We start from the raw sequence: 21,891 nt of genomic DNA, 5'->3' as shown, positions 1-21,891 counted from the left end.
ATAAAAAGGTCTAAAAATGATGAAACAGACATGAAAACAACTCATGTCGGCTTTCATTTTAGTTATGACAATTTTGTGACAGGTGTTAACAGACTTCTACTTCAATAGACATTGTCCGACATTTTCTATACATATATTTCAAAATTAACTTCAAATAATTAGAAGTTAATGTTACAATTGAATAGAGACTATTTTACTATTTCGATGCTACATAAGTTAAAATTGGTAGATAGTCTTTCGCAAATGACCGTTATAGTTAAAGAAAATTGAGTAAAAAATACTATTAAAATTGGAGGCGTTATTATGTCAAACAAAAATGAACAGCGTAAGCCTTTTTACAAGAAATGGTGGTTTATTCTCATTGTGGCGGCAATCATTGTTTCTGCCCTGACAGGAGGAAACGACGAAACTGACTCAACAGGCGAAGAACCAGAGAAGGAGACGGACACCACAGAAAATAATATGAACGTGGAAATGTCCAATGATGAATCTGAATCTGAAGATGATTCAGATTTGAATAACGACGACACATCCCCATCAGATACAAATGAAACTGAAGATACTGAGGATACTGAAGCTCCCGTTGAAAACGCACCAAGTGAAACTGAATCTGATGTATCGCGAGAGTTTCGTAATGCTCTTCAATCTGCCAAGGATTACTTAAACTACAGTAGCTTTTCAAAACAAGGATTGTATGACCAACTCCTATTTGAAAGTTTTCCTGAAGATGCTGCACAATACGCCATTGATAACATAGAAACCAATTGGAATGAGCAAGCACTAAGTGCTGCTAATGACTATCTAGATTATTCTCATTTCTCTAAACAAGGTCTATACGATCAACTGATTTTTGAAGAATATACCGCTGAAGAATCACAATATGCGATTGATAATATTAACGTGGATTGGAACGAACAAGCGCTGGGGGCAGCGATTGATTACTTAGATTATTCATCCTTCTCGGATCAAGGATTATATGACCAACTGATTTTTGAAGACTTTACAGCCGAACAAGCTCAATATGCGATTGACAATTTACCAGATTAATCATCTTAAAAAATCAGCTATCAAAGCACTGGGCTTCTGAACGTGATCACGTTCAGAAGCCCAGTAACATTAGTAAGGAATACTTTATTCATTTATATGCTTAGCCGTTTAAATGGCTCTATTTGATAGATACCATTCAGTATTTCCCCCTCGATATAAGCGTGATACTCATTGTATTTCTTCCACTATACCATCAATATCCCGATTATCTTTATTCATCTATACTTTCATTACTAGTAAATAATCTATCTGACACAATTATTGATCATACACAGAGTAATCAATATCTCCTTCACTTTTGGCCACAAGTAAGGCGGCATAGACATCTGAGTCAACATTTAAAATCGTTCGAAGCATACCCACAAACCACTCTACCCCAGCAAAGATTGCGATCGATTCAAGTGGCAAGCCCATCTGCGGAATAATTATCGCCATAGATACAAGACCCGCACCTGGCACAACCGCATTCGAAAGTGAAACCAGTGTTGATAGAGCGGCAATGAAAATATATTGAGTGAGCGTATATTCCGCTCCGTATATTTGAGCAATAGTGATGACCGTAATTGCCATATGCATCGCTGCACCGTTACTATTTAAAGTCATGCCTAGTGGCAAGACAAACTTTGATACTCTTTCACTAATACCTAATTTTTCTTTAGCGTCTTTCATTGCCGTCGGCAATGTAATGGCTGACGATGTCGTTGCGAGCGCGATCACAGACATTTGAAACATCCCTCGAACAAGCTTAGGTAATTTTATACGACACGTAACGGAAATAAATACAGTAAAAAGTAATAAATAGATAGCTGTAGCTAAACCGTAGACACCTAAATATTTTAATAGCGGCATCATAACACCTAATCCAAGCTTGCCGATGGTACTTGCAATCAATGCAAAGATACCAATCGGCGCTAAATTCATTATCATTAAGACAAGTTTTAAGATAATATGATTAAATTCTTTAATAAATCCAAGTACTTTTTCTGCGCCAGACTCCACTCTAACTAGACTCATCGCAATACCAAATAGGACAGAAAAGATAATAATCTGTGCGATATTCCCCTCTGCCATCGATTGAATGACGTTTGGTGAGAAGAAATTCAGTATCACATCAGAGGATGTTCCAATACTGTTTGGGTCAATGTCAACACCGTTTGTCAATGTATCTAACTGATTGCCGACACCTGGCTTTAACCAATAACCAATTATAATACCAAATAATGCGGCTAAAAAGGATGTTCCAAGAAAAATCCCAATGGTTTTTAAGCCTCTCCTACCTAATTCCTTTGAATTTAAACTACCTACCGCTTCAATAATCTGCCCCATAACGAGAAGGATAATGGACATTTGAATCAAGCGAAGAAAAATATCGCCGATAAGCTTTAAACTTGTTAAATCCCCATCAGAGAGTACCCCGAATAAGACACCTAGTATTACCGCCAACATGATTTTTGTTGTCATACTTAACTTTAGCTTTTTCATAACGGCCTCCCGACTAACAACATGTAAGCAGGTGCTAATAGCTAGCACCCGCTTCTTGTTTATAGATTGATTACAAACGGGCTTTCACTCGCTAGTTATTAGAGATTCATGCATTTCAACATTGAGCGATTCGACTTTCTCATTGTTATTTTTATGTTTTACGACAACAGTACCAGCTCCTTGATGAATATTATCTAAGTTGCTAAGTGATGTGATAATCGCTTTACCATGATCAGATGTTTCAACAAACTTCACTGCCGCCTCAATTTTTGGTAACATGCTTCCCGGTTCAAATTGCCCTTCACCGATATACTGCTTTAACTCCTCAACAGACACTTCTTCAAGCTTTTTCTGATTTGGCTTATTAAAGTTAATATACACATTATCGACACCGGTAAGAATGATAAATAAGTCAGCATTGACCTGTTCAGCTAATTTCTCTGAGGCAAAATCTTTATCAATAACCGCTTCAACACCTGTATAACCGTCCTCCGTCTTAAGGACTGGAATACCGCCACCTCCACAAGAAATGGTGATGACATCATTTTCTACGAGTTGTTTGACCGTATCAAACTCAACAATCCCGACGGGTTTTGGTGAAGGCACTACCTTACGATAACCCCTTCCTGAATCCTCAATATATTTAGCCCCATCTTCTTTTGCTTCAGCCACTTCCACTTCTGTTAAGAAAGGACCAATCGGTTTCGTTGGATGGGTAAAAGCAGGATCATCTTTATCGACTTCTACACGTGTCACAAGAGAAACGACAGATTTATCAATATTTCGCTTCTTTAATATACTACTCATTTCGTTCTGCATCCAGTACCCAATGCTTCCCTCTGTCATCGCGACACATGTATCAAGTGGCAAGGCTGGATTTTTCTCACTATCTGCTAATTGTTGCTGTAATAATAAGTTCCCTACTTGAGGCCCATTTCCATGCGAAATAATCAATTGATTATGATGTTCAACTAAATCCGCTAAACGATCACATGTCTGTCGAATGGCTTCGATTTGAGCACCTGCTGTTGGGTCATCTGAAAGAATCGCATTCCCACCAAGAGCCACAATTATTTTTTTATTTTCAATCATACTTTCTCCCTCTTTCCCTCTATCGTTTGAGCATTATTTTGCTTCTTCTATCTGATCATTATCTTTAGCCACGAGGACAAATATAATCATCCCGATCGTCAGTAAGACGGATGCCAGGTAAAAACCAACTTTCATAGAACCTGTTGTATCCGCAATCCATCCAGTGATATACGGTGCTAAAATCGCCCCTGACATCCCAATGAAGTTATAGGCACTTAATGTGGTAGATAAAGAACTTTTCGGTGCATTTTTTGTTACAAACGCCACTAAAATAGGATCAAGTGCTAACTTGCCTGTTAAACCATAAACAATTAAAGCGACAATCAGTAACGTACGATCCGTTACAAAGGCAATCCCGAATGATGTAATAATCGATAGTGGACAAGGAAATAAATAAATTTCTTCGTTGTTTTATACTTATCAGATAATCGCGCTAAGATAAGTGCACCTGGAATGGATGCCCATGGTACAAGCGATGAAATAAACCCAACACTTGTGCCCGCAAAACCACGTTCTACTTGTAAGAATCTTGGCAACCACGTAATGATAACGAAGTAGCATAGATAGAACAGAAAACTAAAATAAATGTTACCACTAAGTTTTTATTCGTAATAATTGATTTAAAACTAACTTTTTCACTAGCAACAGCTTGTGTTGCATCACTATTATTTACTTCTTCTTTGCCTTGATCTTCTGGTCGCACAATCTTTTCTTTTAATAACGTATAATAAAGAATACCCAAGATCACTGTTGGAACGGCCATAATATAGAATGGCTGACTCCAGTGCGCACCATTTTCAAGCACTAATTTACTTGATAATAAGTAACCAAGAGATGTACCAAACGCCATCCCACTATTAATAATGGCTGTACCTAAGGTTAATTTCTTCGTTGGAATCGCTTCAGTAGACAAGGCATAACCCGGGCCATAATAAGCTCCCTCACCGATACCAGTTAACACACGGAAAAGCATAAATACACCAAAAGCTGATGCCACACCGCTTAAATAGGTGGTAACCCCAAAGAGAATAAAACCAAGGGAAATGACGAGCTTTCGTCCAACTTTATCTGCTAATACACCAAATGGAATTTGAGTTACCGCATACGCTAAGAAGAACACACTATTGACTAAGCCGAGCTGCGCGTTACTTAAACCAAACTCTGCTCCAATATTACCCATAACCGGATTAAGAATCGTCCGGTCAGCATACATCAAAATCCATCCGAAGAAGCCTAACGCGACTACTTTCCACCAATAACGTTCCGATACCGGCATAGCTTTATACTTATCAACCATATTCATTTGTTTTGCTTGTTCCATTTAAAACCCTCCTCAACTTTTAGACACCATTGTTAGTCCTAACCAAAAACCATATAACGTATCATAGCCTGACGTATGGCCATACTGCTGAATTTCTTTTATGACTGTTTCAATCACTTCTCGATTATTTGTATCTAATAATTTTACTAAGGCAACAAAATTCTCACTTAAATGGTCATGTAATAAAGCGTGAAAATAAGCGATACTAATGTAAGTTGTTTTATTTTCTGATACTTTATAAGCTAAACAGTCTAACCAATCTTGACTCACTTGAAAAGCCATCACAGCCATCGTATAACCCATAAGCAAATCATCACCACTCGGTGTTAACCCTAAACCTCGACCTAAAAAATAATCTATAAGAGCAAGCTGTGTTTGTTTATTTTGTTTAGGTAGATTGATGAGCTGTTCAATGTGTTCAACTGCTGTATCATTCAGCTCTAACCCGATTTGTTCTGTTAGCTTGCTTTGCTCTAGCATTTGGTACAACACCGTCTCTTGTATAGCTTTTTTTTGACAAATAACAGTAGGAAAAGATAGATCCATCACTGACAGATCATTGTAATGAATCGCGATGATAGCTGCTTCGCCGTAAATAACAAGTGCATGTTGTTTTTTAACAACTAAGTCACCTACTCGTACAACCGCTTTAACATCAGCTAATTTGTCTGGCGCTATGTTAATGCCAAAAGCAGACAGCGGCTCACTCGCTGCACTTAAAAAGAGATGCGTATCATCAAATTCGATATTAATGCCCCGTTTAAACAGGCTATGTACACGGCCTGTTTCAATTTTGTGTATCAGGGGGAGCAACAAACTACTAATTGCTCCACCCTTAATGTTGTTAACCATGATTAGTCAACAGTAATGCCAAGTTTGTCTGCATAGGCAAGTAAAGCTTTTTCAAAGCACGCAAGCGGTGCACGCACCGTCCCTGCGCCTACTTGACCAATGCCAGGTTCTTTATGGGCAATACCGGTATTGATGATTGGTGTAATCCCAGAATGAACGACTTTTTGTGCATCAATGCCTAAGCATGCACCTTTAAAGTCCCATGTTGGAATACTCCAATTCGCATTGTTCGCTAAGCAAATCTCATTCATTTCCTCCGAAACATCAAGAGCATCATTGAAACCACCAGCACCTACAAAACGAGTCACACCTGGGGCAGCGATCATCGCCATACCACCGACACCGACAGTTTCTGTAATGGCACTGTCACCAATATCAGGGTTCGCGTCACTCTCTGAATAGCCAGTGAAGTACAAACCGTTTGGTGTGTTGACTGGCGCTGTAAACCATTCATCACCCATACCACTGATGCGAACACCAAAGTCGCGACCATTTCTTGCCATGGTTGTCACAACGGTTCCTCGTTGGATTTTACGCGCGGTATCAACCGTTGCTTTTCCTGCCGCCATCATGATATTTAAGAAGAATTGGTCTGTATCAGCAAGGAAACTAATGACATCATATTTATCTTTTTCATTGATTTTTAATTTTACAATGAGCGGTGTCACTTCTTTTAAGAAATTAAGCGAGGCCGCGATATTACGTTGATGGAACTCATCACCCATCGTGATGGCTTTTGCTATCATAACACTTAAGTTAAGGCCACCCTCTTTATGTCTGAGCGCTTGTGAAAGCACTGGTCCTAATACATCTTTCATCCAGTGAAGACGATCGACAACCTCTTGTGAATAAGCCCCAAACCGAAGAACCTTCCCGATACCTTCGTTTAATGTACAGTAAGCAGGTGAGCCATCGAGTTTATTTTCAACCACGAGTACAGGCATATTACTAGACGTAATTCCCCCCATTGGTCCGACCGCATGATGATGGTGACAAGGTGAGAAGGTCACGCCACCCGTTTCAAGTAACTTCCGTGCACTTTCTTCGTCATCCGCCCAACCTTCAAATAACACCGCACCAATACATGACCCTTGCATAGGTCCTGTCATATCTTTAAAGTCAATCGGTGGTCCAGCATGAAGGATGACACGATCATTTAACACATCCATCACTTCTTTAGCTGGACGCACATCGACTAAGAACGGCTGAGTATTTTTCATCTGTTCAACAACCGCTGCATTACCTTCTTCTACTTCATCTAGTTTTGCTAAAGCATGTAAAATTTTTATCAGCTTTTTATTTCCACCAGCAGCTGGTTTCCAGTTGTACTGTACCGTTTTACCACCATGTTCAATAATGGATTCAGTAAAGCTCTTCAAACCAATGTTAATGACACGTGGTTTTGTATTGAGTAAATCACGAATCGCTTCACTTAGTTTTGGTAAAGTATTTTTAGCCGCGTTAACCTCTTGTTGGTCTTTATTATTTGTTTCATAATCAATCCCTTTTAGTTTAAGCGCAAGACGCACAGCTTTCGCATTACTTTCTTCCACAAACACACCAGACCGCTTTAATGTACGAATGGCTTTGTCATAACCTTGAGGATCTTGGTCTGTTCCACAGACTGTTGCGACAAAGTATAAGGTTCTTCCGTCTTTTTCAGCTGTTGCTTTCGCTTCTAAAATCGCTGGTGATAAGGCTTCTGCCATGTCTGGATGTGAACCATAACCTAAGACACAATCAAATAAAATAACTCCTGTATCTGCATCGTTGGCGTATGTTCTCATTTTATTGATACGTACTTCTGGGTCAATCATTGGGTGTGGTTTTCCTTGCGTATAAATGTCATCACCCAAATCCATGACTTCATAGCCATTGGCTTTTAAGATATACCCTTCCTCTTTAATTAACCCGCCCAAGTCAAGAGCATCTGAGATAAGCATACCCGCTTCAGCCGCTAACGTTCCGCCAGAATAAAGCCCTTTGACTGTTTTATCTTCAGATAAAACAACGTCAACGCTATTTGCTAGCGGCTGACTGTAATTTACCTGCACGGCTTTTCCTTCTGCTAAATCAACGGCGATGCGTGCTGTTTCTTCAAGTGTATGTGCTAAGTAAACATCACCTTCATGATGATCTGGTTTTTCACCTAAGAAAATCGCCACAGCTGGTTTAGATAAGCTATGCAATAATTCTACAATCTCATCACGCACTTTTTTTGCAGGTGGCTTGGAAATAAAGACAATCACGTCTGTGGGATCATGTGCCTCTAATCCAAGTAACGCATCTTTTGCCGTAATCGCTCCAACTTCTTCGCTTAAATCACGTCCACCTGTGCCAATCGCATGAACAACCCCTCCTCCGAGACGGTCAATAATGGTGGTCACTTCTTGAATCCCCGTGCCAGAAGCACCAACAATACCGATGTTACCTGGTTTGACAACGTTAGTGAAAGCAAGCGGTGTACTAGAGATAATACCCGTACCACAATCTGCCCCCATTAACATAACGCCCTTTTCGTGGGCTTTTCGTTTTAATCTGGCTTCTTCCTCAAGTGGAATATTATCTGTAAATGAGAAAACATGTAGACCTTGATCTAGAGCATTTTCAATTTCATCCACACCGTACTCGCCTGGAATAGATAATAAAGCGAGGTTTGCCTCTGGCAACTTATCTTGAGCAGCTTTAAAGCTATTGACTGTTTCAAATCCACTTGTTTCACCTTTCACGGCTAAATCATCTAAAAACTTATCCGACTCTGATAAAGCGTTTTCAAAAATCTCCTCATTCTCAGCGTCGATCACGATGACCATATCACTCGGTGAGGCTGTTTTTGCTTCGTCTGTTAACAAGCCACTGTTTTTAAAAATGTCTTTGTTAGCATCCGTCCCCATCATAATGGAGCATTTTTTCACTCCTTCCAAACCATTGATAGCGTTGGTTAGTAGCATCAAGTTAATTGAATCTTGATAACTATTTTTTCTAATCACTGTTTTTAACATTTTCAAACCTCCTTGTTTGCTGTAAGATAAATATAGCACGAGAGTTTTTAGAATACATTGGCTAAGAAATCTAGAATTTTATTGTTTTTTTAGACGAAAAGGATAAAGGGGGTGGCAAAATGAAGGCGCTTAACTTGATGCGACTGGAACCATTAAAAAAAGCAAGAATCATCGCAGGCGAGGCTGGTTGTGATAAAAAGATTACCGGTGTTAATGTATTAGAAGCCCTAGATATCGAAAATTGGGGCAAAAAAGGGCAAGTCATTCTCACGAGTTTTTTCGCATTTAAAGATTTATCCGAAAAGACCTTAACCGATTTTTTTAAGAAGATGGCGATCATCGGGATTGCAGCGATTATTGTTAAAGTCGATCGTTTCGTACATCATGTGCCTGAATTGATGATTGAACTTTGCCATCAGCACGGCATCTTATTAATCCAAATTGATAAAGAAGTTAAGTATGAAGCCATTGTTTTAGCTATTTTAGAACCAATCATTAATAAAAATGTTGCTTTACTCAATCGTTATTATGAGATTCATAGTGAGATTACGCAGATTGCTTTAAAGATGCCGTCAATCCAAGCTATTTTGGAAGAGTTTAAACAGATGATTCATTTTGATTTCACCTTATTGAATATGTTAAAAAAGACTCAAATCACTACTAACGCCGATTTATCAAATTACCACATTCTTAGTAAACAAGCCATTAAACAGGAAAAATATATGTTTTATAGTTATAAACGACGTGAGGTGATCTACACCATTGGGAGCGAAGAAAGTAAGGGGTCTCAAATCAGTGTACAAATCCCTTGTCTTGAGCATGATGAATATGAGCTGATTATTCACGAAGGGACTCATCACATTAGCGAAGAAGACTTTATGGTGTTAGAGAATGCGGTCAAATTTCTTCAAATGGAATTGTTGAAGAAATATGCGCTGTCACAAAATATTTATCAACAAAAAAATAACATCTTAAACGATGTATTAAATAACCGCATTCAAGAAGAGAAAGATGTCGATGACATTTTAGATTACTTAAATATTGATAAATATGACTATTATCAAGTCGCCATCGTAAAACTCTATCAAAAAGAGCAAGTCGACACACTTCAAAAGGATTACACCAAGCTGTTAAAAAAGATGCGTTATCTATTAAAGGTTCCAACCAACCGTTTTGCCTATATGGAAAATACGAACCGAATTGTTTTATTAGCTAACCTTAGAGAAGTTGATCAGTCACTCAATGAGAAGAAAATCAAAGAAACGGTTGAACAAGTCATGAAGGGATATAAAAAAGATTATTACCATATCAGTATGAGCTCAGTTGTACACAAGGAAGCTATTCACAGAGCAAATACTGAAGCGTTGAAAACTCAAAAAATTCTTGATTTATTTTATCCAGAAAACTCCGTTTTAAACTACCAACAATTAGGTATCTATAAGCTATTACTCGACCTAGATAAGTTAGATCAAGCTAAGAGTTTTATCTCGCCGCATATTGTTGACTTTAAGGAACAGCATCCGGAATTATTTGAAACACTGTCTGTTTTTATTGATACGCAACAGAGCTACACTAAAACAGCTGAACGACTATTTTTACATCATAAAACGATTCGATACCGGATAGACAAGGTGAAAGAGTTACTCACTATTAATTTTGATCAACCTGAGGATATTTTACAAATTCAAATCGCCACGCGATTATTTAAACTGTTACATTAGTTTTAAGGGAGGACATACTGTTGCACACACCTGAGATTTACCACTATACATCCACTCACAATATAAATATGATGATGACATTATATCGTGCCAGTGAGAATAGACAGAAGGCTACGATTGTCTATTTTCATGGCGGGGGACTATTATATGGTCATCGCGATGACTTGCCAAACATTTACGTCGATCAGCTAGTGACGGCTGGTTATGATGTATTAACGTGTGACTATCCACTGGCGCCAGAGGTCTCACTAGATATAATCTTGCAGTCTACCTATGAACTTTGTGTGCATTACGCGACGCATAGAAAAGACATTTTTCAACTAGAGCATAATCGTTTGATTTTATTTGGACGCTCAGCAGGAGCCTATTTAGCTCTTAAACTAGCTGAGACTTTGTTAGAAAAAACAGATATGACACCTGCTGCTATCATAAGTTTATATGGCTATCCAGGCTTTGACGTAGATGAATTCAAAAAACCAAGTAAGCATTACTTACAGTTTCCAGCCGTAGAGGACAGCGTCGTTAATGGCATTATCTCAGACCATTATGTGACAGAGGGTTCACTTGAAAAGCGCTTCGCCCTCTATTTAAAAGCAAGACAAGAAGGCAACTGGTTACGTTACTTACAACCTCACTCACCACTTGAGACTTATCACGTCTCAGATGAAACATTTAAACAGTTTCCACCGACCATACTAGCTGCCGCTACACATGACCCTGACGTGCCTTACCGACTATCGAAACAGATGAGCCGGAAAATACCGTCAGCTAAATGTCTCACCATCTATAATGACACACATGATTTTGACCGAGATACGACCGATACGACCGGCATAAAAATCTATGCACAAATCATTGCTTGGTTAGAGGAAACGTTAACAACGACAGCAGTAAAAGAATGCTAGACATAAAAATAACGGTAACCAATGTTCATCACGTCGGTTACCGTTATTTTGAATGTATATTTGATTTAAGGTTTCATACTAATAAACTAGCTGATGAATTGACCCCTAAACTATCTCATAAAAAGAAGTCATTCAATCAAACTTTACGATCGTTCTTCCAAGATGTTCACCCTTTTTAATTGCGGTGATTTTCTCTTTTAAACCTGTTAACGACACTTCGTTTACTAATGCCGTTTGCGACACATTCCAGTCACCTGCAAGCTTATCCCATAATTCAAACCGTTCTGTGATAGGTACGTTGACAGAGTCAATACCTAAGATGTTCACCCCTCTTAAAATCAGTGGTAAGACCGTTGACGTTAACTGGATGCCTGCGGCATTCCCACACATGCTTATGCTTCCTCTATAGGATAGTTGAGGGATAATGGTTGAGGCAACGTCCCCGCCAACCGTATCTAACACATAGTCATATTTAGATTTATTTAGCGGTCTTTTTAGTTCACCCAAGTCCTCTGGAAAAATAATTGCTGTTGCTCCTAATTTTTTAGCGATCTCCACTTGATAACTTTTACGGACTAAGGCCGTAATGTTAGGATAGCCACTTTTAGCTAACATCTGCAGCGCGAGACTACCGACGCCACCTGTTGCACCTGTCACTAAAATCTCAGGATGATTATCAGGTCTTAGGCCGTTTTTTTCTAAAGCTGCAATCGAAAGGGCCGCTGTTACACCGGCTGTACCAAAAACCATGGCATCTTTTAACGTCAAGCCTTTAGGTAAAGGCACAAGCCAATCAGCTGGCACTTTTGCATATTCAGCGAATCCACCTGTATGAGTCATACCAAGTTCAAAGCCTGTCACAATGACTTCTTGTCCTTCTTCATACGCTTCGTGTTGTGAACGAACAACCGTCCCACTTAAGTCGATCCCTGGAATCATTGGGTAATTTCTAATGACACCTCCGTTTTTTTGTACCGCCAGCATATCTTTATAGTTGAGCGAAGAATAAGCCACTTTAATAAGTACGTCTCCTTCAGATAATGCCTCCACCGCTACATCTTCTAAGTCATAATTCACTTCGTCATTTTCTTCTCTAACAACAAGCGCCTTAAATAAATTCATCTCATATTCTCCTTTGTTTTTTATAAAAACAGTTCGCAAACAAAAATGTTTGCTATAAAAGATTAACATGCTATGATGGATACGTCAACATAGGAAAGGGGGCTGTCTATGGAATTACATGATTGTATGAATTTTTTACTTAGTGTCAGTCAAAACAAGGTATTCAAACATTTCAGCAAACTACTTCAAGAATATAAATTAACACCCGCTCAGTATGGGGTATTAAATTGTTTGTGGCAAGATGGGGCTCTGTCTCCAAAACAAATTGGGGCTCTTTTACACTTAGAAGCGCCAACGGTGTCTGGCATTCTTGATCGTATGCAAAAGGCTGATTTAATCGAGCGATCGATTGATGAAAATAGTCGAAGAAACGTCTGGGTCATCCCAACGGAAAAAGCAAATGCCATGAAAGACCCTATCGAAAAGGTCACTCAGCAGTTAAATACCGTCGTTCTAAAAGACTTAGCTGATGATGAAACGCTTGTATTAAAAAAGGCATTAACAACGATTATCACGTCTGATTTTCATGAAGATGTTTAATTAACCTACTGTTTGAATAGACAAAAACACCGCTAAATAAAGGCTTACCCCTTTATTTAGCGGTGTTTCTTATTTAGTATAGTCGTTTAAGGAAGAAAAGTGATTATCTACGCTTCGTCATTTTTTCTGTCTGATTTTATATTTACTGTTGGTGTATTTACCAGCTCAAAGGTTGCAGAAGCAAGAGCGACTTTTCCGTCACTGCTTTCAACTTTTTGTAAAATATGCGAGAATAACTCATCTTTAATACCGAGCCGTTTCTTGTAATCAACAACGTACCTCACCGTAAACTCAACCCAATTGTCATTCGCCACCATTAAGACAAGCGGTTCTGTTTGCGCATCTTCAATTAAGTATTTCTTAACCATCTGATCCCACTGTTCTTCTGCTTCTTTCGTGTAATCACCCACAACATTGTTCGCTACTTCAGTAAACATCTGTCTAGCCATGTTATAGTTACTGCCAAACCTTACCGGGATTTTAATCTCATCCCACAAAAATGGAAAGTCAGCTGAGTAATTGTAAACCGGTTCTTTAAAAACAAAGCTATTGGCAATCCGGACAATCCGGCCGTTATATAAATCACCATCAACCCAACCACCGATCTCCATAATGGTTGTTCGAAGGATGCCAACATCAATAACGTCCCCTTTTATTCCACCGACTTGTACACGATCCCCTGACTTATAAATATCACTAAACAAGATCGCCAGCCAGCCGGCAAAACTAACAATCACTTCCTGTAAGGCAAAGGTGATTCCAGCACCCGCTATACCAAAGAAGACCGTTAACGATCCTAACCGGTCACGATAGACGACCGAGATGAGTAAGACAATTAAGAAATACCCCACAATCCCGACCGCTTTTTTCGTGCGATAAGAACTATCGGAGTCCTTAATATAATGATTCAAACGCTTTTCAATGAAGCTTCTAATAATGAGAATTACGATAATCCCGACAATAGCTGCGAGAAGCTGCATCGCATACGGTTGGCTAAAAAAACGTATGAGTGGATTCAACACGCGTCCCCCTTTCTGATAGGTACCTTTATCAATATCTACCCGCTCACCTATCTTTTAACCTTTATATTTTTTGCGGTATAAGCACTTAACCTAAGCTATACACGTTGATACAAGTTTCAATCCACGTAAAAAGCTAGCATCCCTCTCTAAGAGCGACACTAGCTTTAAATGATAGTTAGTAAAAATCAGTTGTTAATTATTTTCTTAACGGCTTAAGTGCTCCGCTCCAGTCATTGACTTGGTCTAACATTAAGTTGATGGTTTCTAAGTGCAAGTCTTGTGGCGCAAACTCTTGACCTTTGAAGTCATAGAATAATGAGAGCGTTGGGTGTGTACGGACATCGGCAATCATTAATTCACCCATAATTCCGCGTAAATGTTCAGCGGCACGTGCACCACCAGTTGAACCGTAGCTTACCATACCGGCTGCTTTATTATGCCAAGCGTCACGCGCTAAATCAAGCGCATTTTTAAGTGAGGCTGATAAACTATGATTATATTCTTGTACAATAAAGACAAAACCATCAAGTTCCGCTAATTTTTCATTCCATTTTGCAATACCCGGCGCATCTCCTTCACCTAATAACGGTAATTGGTAATCTTTAATATCAACGATCTCATAGTTTGCATCTTCGCGCTTATCAGCAATTGATTTTACCCATTCTCCTACGGCTGGACTAACGCGGCCTTCTCTCGTACTTCCTAAAATAATCCCAATGTTCATTTTTTCACTCATGTTTTTTTCCTCCTTAGATTGTGTTCCTAATAGTTTATTTAACCATTTCATTTAGCTAACCTACTTTCTCTCTTCCCATTAAACCGTCAATTCAATCCGATTTCCCGATGGGTCTTTAGTAAAGATATGATGATTGATCTCCTCAACGGTCGCTCCCTGTTCCCTTAAGCGCTGCACGATGTTATGAAGTGCTGCGGTGTCTTGATACACCATCTTAAATGACTGCATACCGACACTTGTTTCTTCTTCAGGTGGTAACCCTTCCCCTTTCCACGTATTTACACCGACATGGTGGTGATAGTGACCGGAAGATAGAAAGAGCGCTTTACTGCCAAACACACTCGCGACATCAAGACCTAATCCATCGACATAAAAGGCTTTTGTTTTATTTAAATCTGCCACATATAAGTGGATATGCCCCATAATGGTTTCTTCTGGTAACCCTTGCCACTCGCTCCCCTCAATCCGATGAGACATTAAGGCTTCTGCATTTAATGGATCAGTTGCCATCTTGACTTGACCACTGTGCCATGTCCATTCATCAGGATCACGGTCGATATAAATCTCAATCTCATTACCATCGGGATCACTTAAATAAATCGCTTCACTGACTAAGTGATCCGCTGCCCCTAAGTCAATGTTGTGACGCGTTAGGTGAACAATTACATCCGCTAAATCTTTCTTCTTAGGTAAGAGTAAAGCAAAGTGATACATACCCGTTGTTTGTTGGATTTTCGGTGTCACACCGTCTGGTTGAGTCAAGGTAAGAAGCGTTGTCTTCCCATCAGCTGTTAATTCAGCCGTCATATTTGTTTGAGATAAGACTTTAAACCCAATAACCGTCTGATAAAAGTTGAGTGACCGTTGTAAATCACTTACCTTTAATGTGACATGGCTGACAAATGTTGTTGGTTTTTCATGAAAGCCCATTGTATTTCCTCCTCTCCATCTTTCAGTGATGGATTCATTTCTTTTTGTTTTTAACTTACTTTATGTAACCTACTATATATTATTGATTAATATTCGTCAAGTAATTAATTTAATATTTGTTATTAAGTTTTAACATATGCTATAATACCATTAGAAGAGGTGAAGATTATGGCACAACCAACCATTTGTCCAAAATTCGAAAAAGCGATTTCTATCTTAAGCCAGCGCTGGACAGGACTTGTCATCTACCAACTATTAAATGGCACGCAACGTTTTAATGAGATTCAGTCTGCGATTGGCATTAGCGGTAAAGTCTTATCCGATCGATTAAAAGACCTAGAACAAAAAGGATTAGTCAAGCGCGACGTCATTCCAGATACGCCCGTTGTCATAGAATACTCCTTAACGGATAAAGGTCGTTCAATGGAGCCAATATTAAAATCTATTGAACATTGGTCACAGGAATGGATGTTTCTAAACGACTAATCCTTATCAATCATTTAATAAAGCGCGAGCTATTTGAGTTATCCTCATTAGCTCACGCTTTATTTGTACTTAGATATATGTGTTATTACTCACATAATTATAGTATAGACTTTATTTATGATGTCTATCCTACCAGCTCAGATTTTATAGCATGAAGCTCAAGAACAGGCTTAGACAACAATTGATACACTGATAAAGTTCGCCTATATATTTCTACTTCTTTTTGGTCTAGTTTAATACTTTGTTCCATAGATGTAATGTCACTTTGATTATCCTTCATGCTTAGTATGACTGCTCCTAAACATGAACTTTCAATGCGGTTACTTTCAATAAGCTCATGATTAAAAATATTTGCCGCAATCCGCTTCCACAAGTTGGATTTTAAAAACCCACCCGTCACTTTAATTGTTGAAATATCTCCTACTAAATTAGTGAGTATTTGATAAACATCGTAAATATTGTACATGACCCCTTCCATAACAGCTCTTGCAAAATGACCTTTGTTATGAATGGGCTTGATACCAATAAAATGACCTGTTGCTGTTGCATCCCAAAGAGGCGCACGTTCACCATTTATATAAGGATAAAATAATAACCCCTCAGCACCTGCGGATATTTCTTCAGCACGTGCATTTATCTCATCTAAACTGGTTTCTTCTAATAACGTTGAAAGCCATGCTAGTGTATTACCTCCATTATTAACAGCTCCTCCAATGACCCATGTATCTTTCTTTAGGTAATAACAAAATGTACGACCTTGATAATCTAGTTTGATCTCATCACTAATAACTCGAATGGCACCACTCGTTCCAATAGTAAGAGCCGCTTCACCTTTGTTTATCGCTCCAAGACCAACGTTTGATAAAACTCCATCACTTGCCCCAATATGAATATCCAATTGATGGTTTAACCCTAATTCTTCAAGTTCTTTTAGATTTTTTTGATGAAATAAATAATCTGTATCGACTAGTTCAGATAACGATTCACGGTTAATGCCAATAATTTCCAGTACGTCATCATCCCAATCTAATTGTTCTAAATTTAATAATCCCGTCGCAGAAGCAATCGAATAGTCAACTTTCCACTCACCTGTTAATTTATACGTGATATATTCTTTTATCCCTACAATTTTCTTGGCTTCTCCTAGAATGTTAGACTGTGTACTTTTCAGCCAGACTAACTTACTAAATGGCGACATAGAATGAATGGGGGTCCCGGTACGACGGTAAATCCAGTCTAGATCTCCTTGGCTCCTCACTTCTTTAAGAGTATCGTTAGCTCGGTTATCTGCCCACGTATATACTGGTGACAACGGCGTGTAATTATCAGAAATAAGTAGGACACTGTGCATGGCACTAGATAAAGACAGCGATTGAATCCAATCTTTTATCTCAACATGTCGATGGATTATTTCTTTAATTATTTTTTTTACCCCAAGATAGATTTCATCTGCTTGCTGTTCTGCCATCCCTAAGTAATCACGATACGTTCTATTTACCGTATACGCACTATCAATAACTTCTAATCGTTCATTATATAACACAATTTTACTATTTGTTGTTCCAATGTCTAAGCCTAATGTATACCTAGCTCTCAATGGGCTGCCTCTTCTCAATTACCGTATGCCCACCAAAGCCTTGACGTAAAGCAGAAACTAATTTTTCTCCATATTTTTCTTGATCGAGTGACATAAATCTTACCATTAGCGCTTGAGAAATGACTGGCGTAGGAACTTGTAACCTGAGTGCTTCTTCTACCGTCCATTTACCTTCACCTGAGGACTGAATAATACCTTCAATCTCATCGATATTCCCTTTTTCAAATGCTTCTCCCATTAACTCCATTAACCAACTTCGAATCACAGAGCCATGATTCCAAACAGTAGCGACTTTCTCCAGATCATATGAATATTCTGAGTGATGTAGTAAATTAAATCCTTCACCAATCGCTTGCATCATACCATACTCAACACCGTTATGAATCATTTTCAAATAGTGGCCACTCCCAGTTGGTCCCGTATATAAGTATCCCTTATCCACATTTATTTTTCGAAAGATATATTCTATTTCTTTAAATGCTTCCTTATTACCACCAACCATCATACAAGCACCATTTCTAGCACCAGCAATGCCACCTGAGGTTCCTACATCAAAAAAGTGAATACCTTGTTTTCCACATAATTCTCCTCGACGCTTGGAGTCCTCAAAATGGGCATTCCCCCCGTCAATAATTCGGTCACCTTTATTTAATTTGCTTAATAACCTAGTAAAAGTTGTCTCGGTAATCTCACCAGCAGGAAGCATCATCATACTGTTTTCGTCTCGCCCTCTAATTGATGCAATAACTCATCAACTGATGAAATAAATTGAATGCCTGATTCTTCTACTTTACCTTTGATCGTCTGATCAATATCATACCCATACACTTCTATCTCATGATCATTCAAATTTTTTGCCAAGTTTAATCCCATTTTCCCTAAACCTATCATACCTATTTTCATTTTGATACTCCTCGTGTTCTTTATAGTTAAGTCTTTGCCATGCCAGATACCAAATGCCCTCTTCCTTTATTGACAAGTTTAAAGAAAGAGACCGCTTCACAACGGCCTCTTTCTTCATAATCAACCATCTAGCTTTAGCTTAATTCTGGCCAATATTCTTTATTTGCTTCGATTAGATCATCCAACACATCTTTTGCAACTTTTGCACTTGGAATCGTTTTAGAAAGTGTCAACGCTTGCCATAATTTTTGGTAGCTACCCTCTATATAAGCTTCTACTACTAATTTCTCTACCGTTACTTGTTGGTACATTAAAGCCTGTTCAAAGTTGGGGATTTTCCCTTGAGCTAACGGCTCGACACCATCACTGCCAACGATACAAGGTACCTCAACCATGGCATCATCAGGGAAGTTTGCGATTGCTCCATTATTCTCAACAATCATCAACATTCGTTCATGCGTATTAAACGCAATAGCACGAGCAAGGTCGACGATAAATGAAGCATGGCTATCGATATGGAAATTACTATTTTTAGCTGTTCCTTTTTCAATAATTTCTCTTGCAGCTGTGAAGACTTGTTTCTCTCGCCCTTCCATTACTTCATTTGCTCTCGTGAAGTCAGGATTTGAATGAGCCACTTCATAATCCGGATAGAGATAATATTTTAAATATGTGTTAGGCAAATATCTTGGATTAACCGCCAATAAATCTTTAGCTTTTTTGTGTGTCTCTTGCCAACTAGGGTCCATATGTTGTGTGTCCACTTCTACTTGCGTTAAATAGCCATTTTCAGCAACATAATCTTTAATTTCATCAAGATATTCATGACCTTCTTTATCTTTAACACTTGTCCACCAACCGAAGTGATTCAAACCAAAGTAACGCACTTCTAAATCCTGTGGCTGTTTATTGATAATTTGTGACATCCGTCTTAACGTTCCAACTGGCATATCACAGATATTTAACACTTTTGCATTTGGACGTAAAACACGACAGGCTTCAGCTACAATAGCAGCTGGATTTGAATAGTTTAACATCCAGCAATCTGGCGAGTACTTCTCCATATAATCAATAATTTCTAGCATACCTGTGATGCTTCTCATCCCGTAAGCAATACCACCAGGACCGCATGTTTCTTGTCCAATAACACCATGTCTTAGTGGAATCTTTTCATCTTTTTCACGCATGTCATATTGCCCTGCCCGAATATGCGCCATACAGAAGTCACGATCGGTAAAGGCAACTTCTGGATCGGTTGTATAAGAAAATTTCAACTCTGGAGCTTGCTCTTTAATAAGAATATCGAGTGCTTCACCTAGCACCGCTTGTCTTTTTTCATCATTATCGTAAAGTACTAATTCACGCATAGGGAAACGATCACGGTTATCTAACATCATCATAACAATCCCCGGTGTAAATGTACTTCCTCCTCCGGCAATTACAACTGAAAATTTTTTCATATTAAATCATCCCTTCCTGTTTTATTCTTCTGCTGTTTCTCTATTTAAAACATGATCAACGGATTTACGTATTTTTGTGACTTGCAACCCATAGACGACTTGGACATTCTCACCTTTTTTAATAACCCCACTCGCGCCTGTTTCATTTTTTAACACTTGTTCATCGACAATCTCGGGATTATCTACTGTTAAGCGTAATCGCGAATAACAGTTTGTGACCGTTTTAATGTTATTCTCGCCGCCAAGTGCTTCCACAATAAGATGCGCAAGACCAAGATCGGCTCCTACATTATCCTTTTGTTTGTTTTCATTTTTCTCCTTTTTATCTTTATATTCCTTTTTAGAATATAATTTAGTTTCTTGATTACCCACTTCTCTACCAATCGTTTTAAAATTAAATTTCGTAATCAAGAATCTAAATAGGAAATAATAAACAACAAAGAAAATCAACCCAACAACAATGTACATCGGCCATACCGTTCTTTCTGTTCCTAATGGGACATTGTAAAGGAGAAAATCAATAAACCCATTTGGTCCAATGGCTCTAACATTAAAGATATTTAGTACAACCATACTTAACCCACTTAACACACCGTGTACAACAAACAATATCGGAGCAACAAACATGAAAGAAAATTCAATAGGTTCAGTGACACCAGCAATAAATGACGTTACAGCTGCTGGAATTAAAATTGCTTTAGCTTTTGCCTTGTTTTCAGGTTTGGCTGTGTGATACATCGCTAAACATGCACCAATTAAACCGAACATTTTTGATATACCACGAGCATCCCAAATGACACTTGGTGCAAGTAACCCTCCATTAGGATTAGCGATCTCTGCAAAATAAATATTACGAGCGCCTTCAAACACTTCCCCAGCAACTTCGGCAACGCCTCCTAACTCTGTATATAAGAATGGTGTATATACTAAATGGTGTAATCCCGTAGGGATCAATAGTCGTTCTAGTAATCCATATAAGAATATCCCGAAGTTACCACTTTGATTAATAAGTTCACCTAAATTACTGATTCCCATTTGGAAAAATGGCCAGATGTAAGTAAATAAAATAGCTAAGATAACAACGACTGGAATAAGAACGATGAAGACAAAACGTGTACCTCCATAAATTTGAAAGGCATTATCAAATTCTTTCTCAGCATAGCGGTTATGGACAAAGGCTGTGATAATACCAAGGAAAATACCTAAGAACACACCCATATCTAGCACTTGCACCCCTAAAACAAGTGTTTGTCCGGTCCCTTGTAAATCCCCATCAATTAATATTCCTTGTAAGTCCATAAAGCGGTTCATCGCATTAATAAATACTAAATAACCAAGTACTGCAATAAAACCTGCTTCTGACTTTTTCTTTTTAGCAAGTCCTACGGCTAAACCAACCGCAAAGACAAGTCCTAAATTTACTAAGATGGATACGAGTGATCCCGAAAGAATCGTACCAAATCCTGTAGTGATAGGATTGTCTAAAAACGGAACAACTTCGAGTAACCTTGCATTAGTAAATAGGTTCCCAATCGCGATTAAAATACCAGCAATAGGTAGTATTAATACTGGAATAAACATAGCTTTTGAAAAACGTTGCATAATTCCCATGACTTTTTCTTTCATTTCAGTACCTCCAATGTTTAATAAGTTAACCATAGTCTAGCGGGTTT

Annotated in this window: 19 protein-coding genes and 2 pseudogenes; 5 read left to right on the top strand and 16 right to left on the bottom strand. The window is 38.5% G+C overall.

Annotation, left to right across the window (positions count from 1 at the left end; translation table 11 throughout):
- The first annotated feature begins 303 nt into the window (after positions 1-303).
- Positions 304-1,047, top strand: coding sequence for an Ltp family lipoprotein (locus JCM19043_RS04245; protein WP_062320273.1), 744 nt, complete (start codon positions 304-306; stop codon positions 1,045-1,047).
- 258 nt (positions 1,048-1,305) lie between these two features.
- On the opposite strand, the gene JCM19043_RS04240 is transcribed toward JCM19043_RS04245, so the two are convergent.
- The 8 genes and pseudogenes from JCM19043_RS04240 to fdrA form a co-directional block, all read right to left on the bottom strand.
- Positions 1,306-2,529 carry a dicarboxylate/amino acid:cation symporter gene (locus JCM19043_RS04240; RefSeq protein WP_062320271.1) on the bottom strand — a complete coding sequence of 408 codons (1,224 nt, stop codon included), beginning with the start codon at positions 2,527-2,529 and terminating at the stop codon, positions 1,306-1,308.
- 84 nt (positions 2,530-2,613) lie between these two features.
- A complete protein-coding gene (arcC, locus tag JCM19043_RS04235) occupies positions 2,614-3,621 on the bottom strand; it encodes a carbamate kinase (RefSeq protein WP_082394406.1) in 1,008 nt (335 codons plus the stop codon).
- Between the two features lie 33 nt (positions 3,622-3,654).
- Complete coding sequence (locus JCM19043_RS17295; RefSeq protein WP_231631392.1) at positions 3,655-3,945, bottom strand: MFS transporter; 291 nt, start codon at positions 3,943-3,945, stop codon at positions 3,655-3,657.
- Positions 3,946-3,962: 17 nt separating this feature from the next.
- A complete protein-coding gene (locus tag JCM19043_RS17290) occupies positions 3,963-4,157 on the bottom strand; it encodes a hypothetical protein (RefSeq protein WP_231631388.1) in 195 nt (64 codons plus the stop codon).
- Positions 4,136-4,942, bottom strand: coding sequence for an MFS transporter (locus JCM19043_RS17285; RefSeq protein WP_231631387.1), 807 nt, complete (start codon positions 4,940-4,942; stop codon positions 4,136-4,138). The genes JCM19043_RS17290 and JCM19043_RS17285 overlap by 22 nt, the downstream gene beginning before the upstream one ends.
- A gap of 12 nt (positions 4,943-4,954) precedes the next feature.
- A complete protein-coding gene (locus JCM19043_RS04225) occupies positions 4,955-5,794 on the bottom strand; it encodes a DUF2877 domain-containing protein (RefSeq protein ID WP_082394405.1) in 840 nt (279 codons plus the stop codon).
- Between the two features lie 2 nt (positions 5,795-5,796).
- The gene (locus JCM19043_RS17280) at positions 5,797-7,014 is read right to left on the bottom strand and encodes a DUF1116 domain-containing protein (RefSeq protein ID WP_231631391.1); all 1,218 of its coding nucleotides are present in this window, start codon (positions 7,012-7,014) and stop codon (positions 5,797-5,799) included.
- Between the two features lie 60 nt (positions 7,015-7,074).
- Positions 7,075-8,796 (bottom strand): annotated as a pseudogene (fdrA, locus tag JCM19043_RS17275) (acyl-CoA synthetase FdrA); the annotation flags it as partial.
- A 119-nt stretch (positions 8,797-8,915) separates the two neighbouring features.
- On the opposite strand from fdrA, the gene JCM19043_RS04210 reads away from it, so the two are divergent.
- Complete coding sequence (locus JCM19043_RS04210; protein WP_062320267.1) at positions 8,916-10,517, top strand: PucR family transcriptional regulator; 1,602 nt, start codon at positions 8,916-8,918, stop codon at positions 10,515-10,517.
- A 71-nt stretch (positions 10,518-10,588) separates the two neighbouring features.
- The gene (locus JCM19043_RS04205) at positions 10,589-11,422 is read left to right on the top strand and encodes an alpha/beta hydrolase (RefSeq protein ID WP_231631386.1); all 834 of its coding nucleotides are present in this window, start codon (positions 10,589-10,591) and stop codon (positions 11,420-11,422) included.
- 132 nt (positions 11,423-11,554) lie between these two features.
- Here the strand turns inward: JCM19043_RS04205 and JCM19043_RS04200 are convergent, their stop codons facing one another.
- Positions 11,555-12,544, bottom strand: coding sequence for a YhdH/YhfP family quinone oxidoreductase (locus tag JCM19043_RS04200; protein WP_062320263.1), 990 nt, complete (start codon positions 12,542-12,544; stop codon positions 11,555-11,557).
- Positions 12,545-12,652: 108 nt separating this feature from the next.
- Between JCM19043_RS04200 and JCM19043_RS04195 the strand changes: the two genes are divergently transcribed.
- Positions 12,653-13,084, top strand: a complete 432-nt coding sequence (locus tag JCM19043_RS04195; protein ID WP_062320261.1) for a MarR family winged helix-turn-helix transcriptional regulator — start codon at positions 12,653-12,655, stop codon at positions 13,082-13,084.
- Between the two features lie 107 nt (positions 13,085-13,191).
- On the opposite strand, the gene JCM19043_RS04190 is transcribed toward JCM19043_RS04195, so the two are convergent.
- The 3 genes from JCM19043_RS04190 to JCM19043_RS04180 form a co-directional block, all read right to left on the bottom strand.
- A complete protein-coding gene (locus JCM19043_RS04190; protein ID WP_369813752.1) occupies positions 13,192-14,106 on the bottom strand; it encodes a mechanosensitive ion channel family protein in 915 nt (304 codons plus the stop codon).
- A 196-nt stretch (positions 14,107-14,302) separates the two neighbouring features.
- Complete coding sequence (locus JCM19043_RS04185) at positions 14,303-14,893, bottom strand: NADPH-dependent FMN reductase (RefSeq protein ID WP_062320259.1); 591 nt, start codon at positions 14,891-14,893, stop codon at positions 14,303-14,305.
- Positions 14,894-14,920: 27 nt separating this feature from the next.
- The gene (locus JCM19043_RS04180) at positions 14,921-15,772 is read right to left on the bottom strand and encodes a VOC family protein (RefSeq protein WP_062320257.1); all 852 of its coding nucleotides are present in this window, start codon (positions 15,770-15,772) and stop codon (positions 14,921-14,923) included.
- Between the two features lie 168 nt (positions 15,773-15,940).
- Here JCM19043_RS04180 and JCM19043_RS04175 point away from each other — a divergent pair, with 168 nt between their 5' ends.
- A complete protein-coding gene (locus tag JCM19043_RS04175) occupies positions 15,941-16,258 on the top strand; it encodes a helix-turn-helix domain-containing protein (RefSeq protein ID WP_062320255.1) in 318 nt (105 codons plus the stop codon).
- Between the two features lie 124 nt (positions 16,259-16,382).
- Here the strand turns inward: JCM19043_RS04175 and JCM19043_RS04170 are convergent, their stop codons facing one another.
- From JCM19043_RS04170 to JCM19043_RS04155, 4 genes and pseudogenes are all read right to left on the bottom strand, one after another.
- Positions 16,383-17,855, bottom strand: a complete 1,473-nt coding sequence (locus JCM19043_RS04170; protein WP_062320253.1) for a gluconokinase — start codon at positions 17,853-17,855, stop codon at positions 16,383-16,385.
- Positions 17,845-18,758, bottom strand: a pseudogene (gene gnd / locus JCM19043_RS04165) (phosphogluconate dehydrogenase (NAD(+)-dependent, decarboxylating)). Before gnd ends, JCM19043_RS04170 begins: the two are co-directional and overlap by 11 nt.
- A 134-nt stretch (positions 18,759-18,892) precedes the next feature.
- Positions 18,893-20,218, bottom strand: coding sequence for a 6-phospho-alpha-glucosidase (locus JCM19043_RS04160; protein WP_062320252.1), 1,326 nt, complete (start codon positions 20,216-20,218; stop codon positions 18,893-18,895).
- 21 nt (positions 20,219-20,239) lie between these two features.
- Entirely contained in the window at positions 20,240-21,844 is a 1,605-nt protein-coding gene (locus JCM19043_RS04155) for a PTS transporter subunit EIIC (protein ID WP_062320250.1), read from the bottom strand.
- Positions 21,845-21,891 lie beyond the last annotated feature (47 nt).

It is taken from the genome of Halolactibacillus sp. JCM 19043 (assembly GCF_001310395.1).
In the GTDB taxonomy this organism is placed as follows: Bacteria; Bacillota; Bacilli; order Bacillales; family Amphibacillaceae; genus Halolactibacillus; species Halolactibacillus miurensis.
The sequence above is the reverse complement of the archived record's forward strand: the minus strand, read 5'-3'. Positions and strand labels throughout refer to the sequence as shown.

Coding starts and splice junctions, on each gene's coding strand:
- JCM19043_RS04185 (WP_062320259.1), bottom strand. CDS start 14,893: ATGAAATGGTTAAATAAACTATTAGGAACACAATCTAAGGAGGAAAAA.
- arcC (WP_082394406.1), bottom strand. CDS start 3,621: ATGATTGAAAATAAAAAAATAATTGTGGCTCTTGGTGGGAATGCGATT.
- JCM19043_RS04240 (WP_062320271.1), bottom strand. CDS start 2,529: ATGAAAAAGCTAAAGTTAAGTATGACAACAAAAATCATGTTGGCGGTA.
- JCM19043_RS04245 (WP_062320273.1), top strand. CDS start 304: ATGTCAAACAAAAATGAACAGCGTAAGCCTTTTTACAAGAAATGGTGG.
- JCM19043_RS04200 (WP_062320263.1), bottom strand. CDS start 12,544: ATGAATTTATTTAAGGCGCTTGTTGTTAGAGAAGAAAATGACGAAGTG.
- JCM19043_RS04175 (WP_062320255.1), top strand. CDS start 15,941: ATGGCACAACCAACCATTTGTCCAAAATTCGAAAAAGCGATTTCTATC.
- JCM19043_RS04160 (WP_062320252.1), bottom strand. CDS start 20,218: ATGAAAAAATTTTCAGTTGTAATTGCCGGAGGAGGAAGTACATTTACA.
- JCM19043_RS04205 (WP_231631386.1), top strand. CDS start 10,589: ATGATGACATTATATCGTGCCAGTGAGAATAGACAGAAGGCTACGATT.
- JCM19043_RS04195 (WP_062320261.1), top strand. CDS start 12,653: ATGGAATTACATGATTGTATGAATTTTTTACTTAGTGTCAGTCAAAAC.
- JCM19043_RS04225 (WP_082394405.1), bottom strand. CDS start 5,794: ATGGTTAACAACATTAAGGGTGGAGCAATTAGTAGTTTGTTGCTCCCC.
- JCM19043_RS17285 (WP_231631387.1), bottom strand. CDS start 4,942: ATGGAACAAGCAAAACAAATGAATATGGTTGATAAGTATAAAGCTATG.
- JCM19043_RS17280 (WP_231631391.1), bottom strand. CDS start 7,014: ATGAAAAATACTCAGCCGTTCTTAGTCGATGTGCGTCCAGCTAAAGAA.
- JCM19043_RS04155 (WP_062320250.1), bottom strand. CDS start 21,844: ATGAAAGAAAAAGTCATGGGAATTATGCAACGTTTTTCAAAAGCTATG.
- JCM19043_RS04180 (WP_062320257.1), bottom strand. CDS start 15,772: ATGGGCTTTCATGAAAAACCAACAACATTTGTCAGCCATGTCACATTA.
- JCM19043_RS04210 (WP_062320267.1), top strand. CDS start 8,916: ATGAAGGCGCTTAACTTGATGCGACTGGAACCATTAAAAAAAGCAAGA.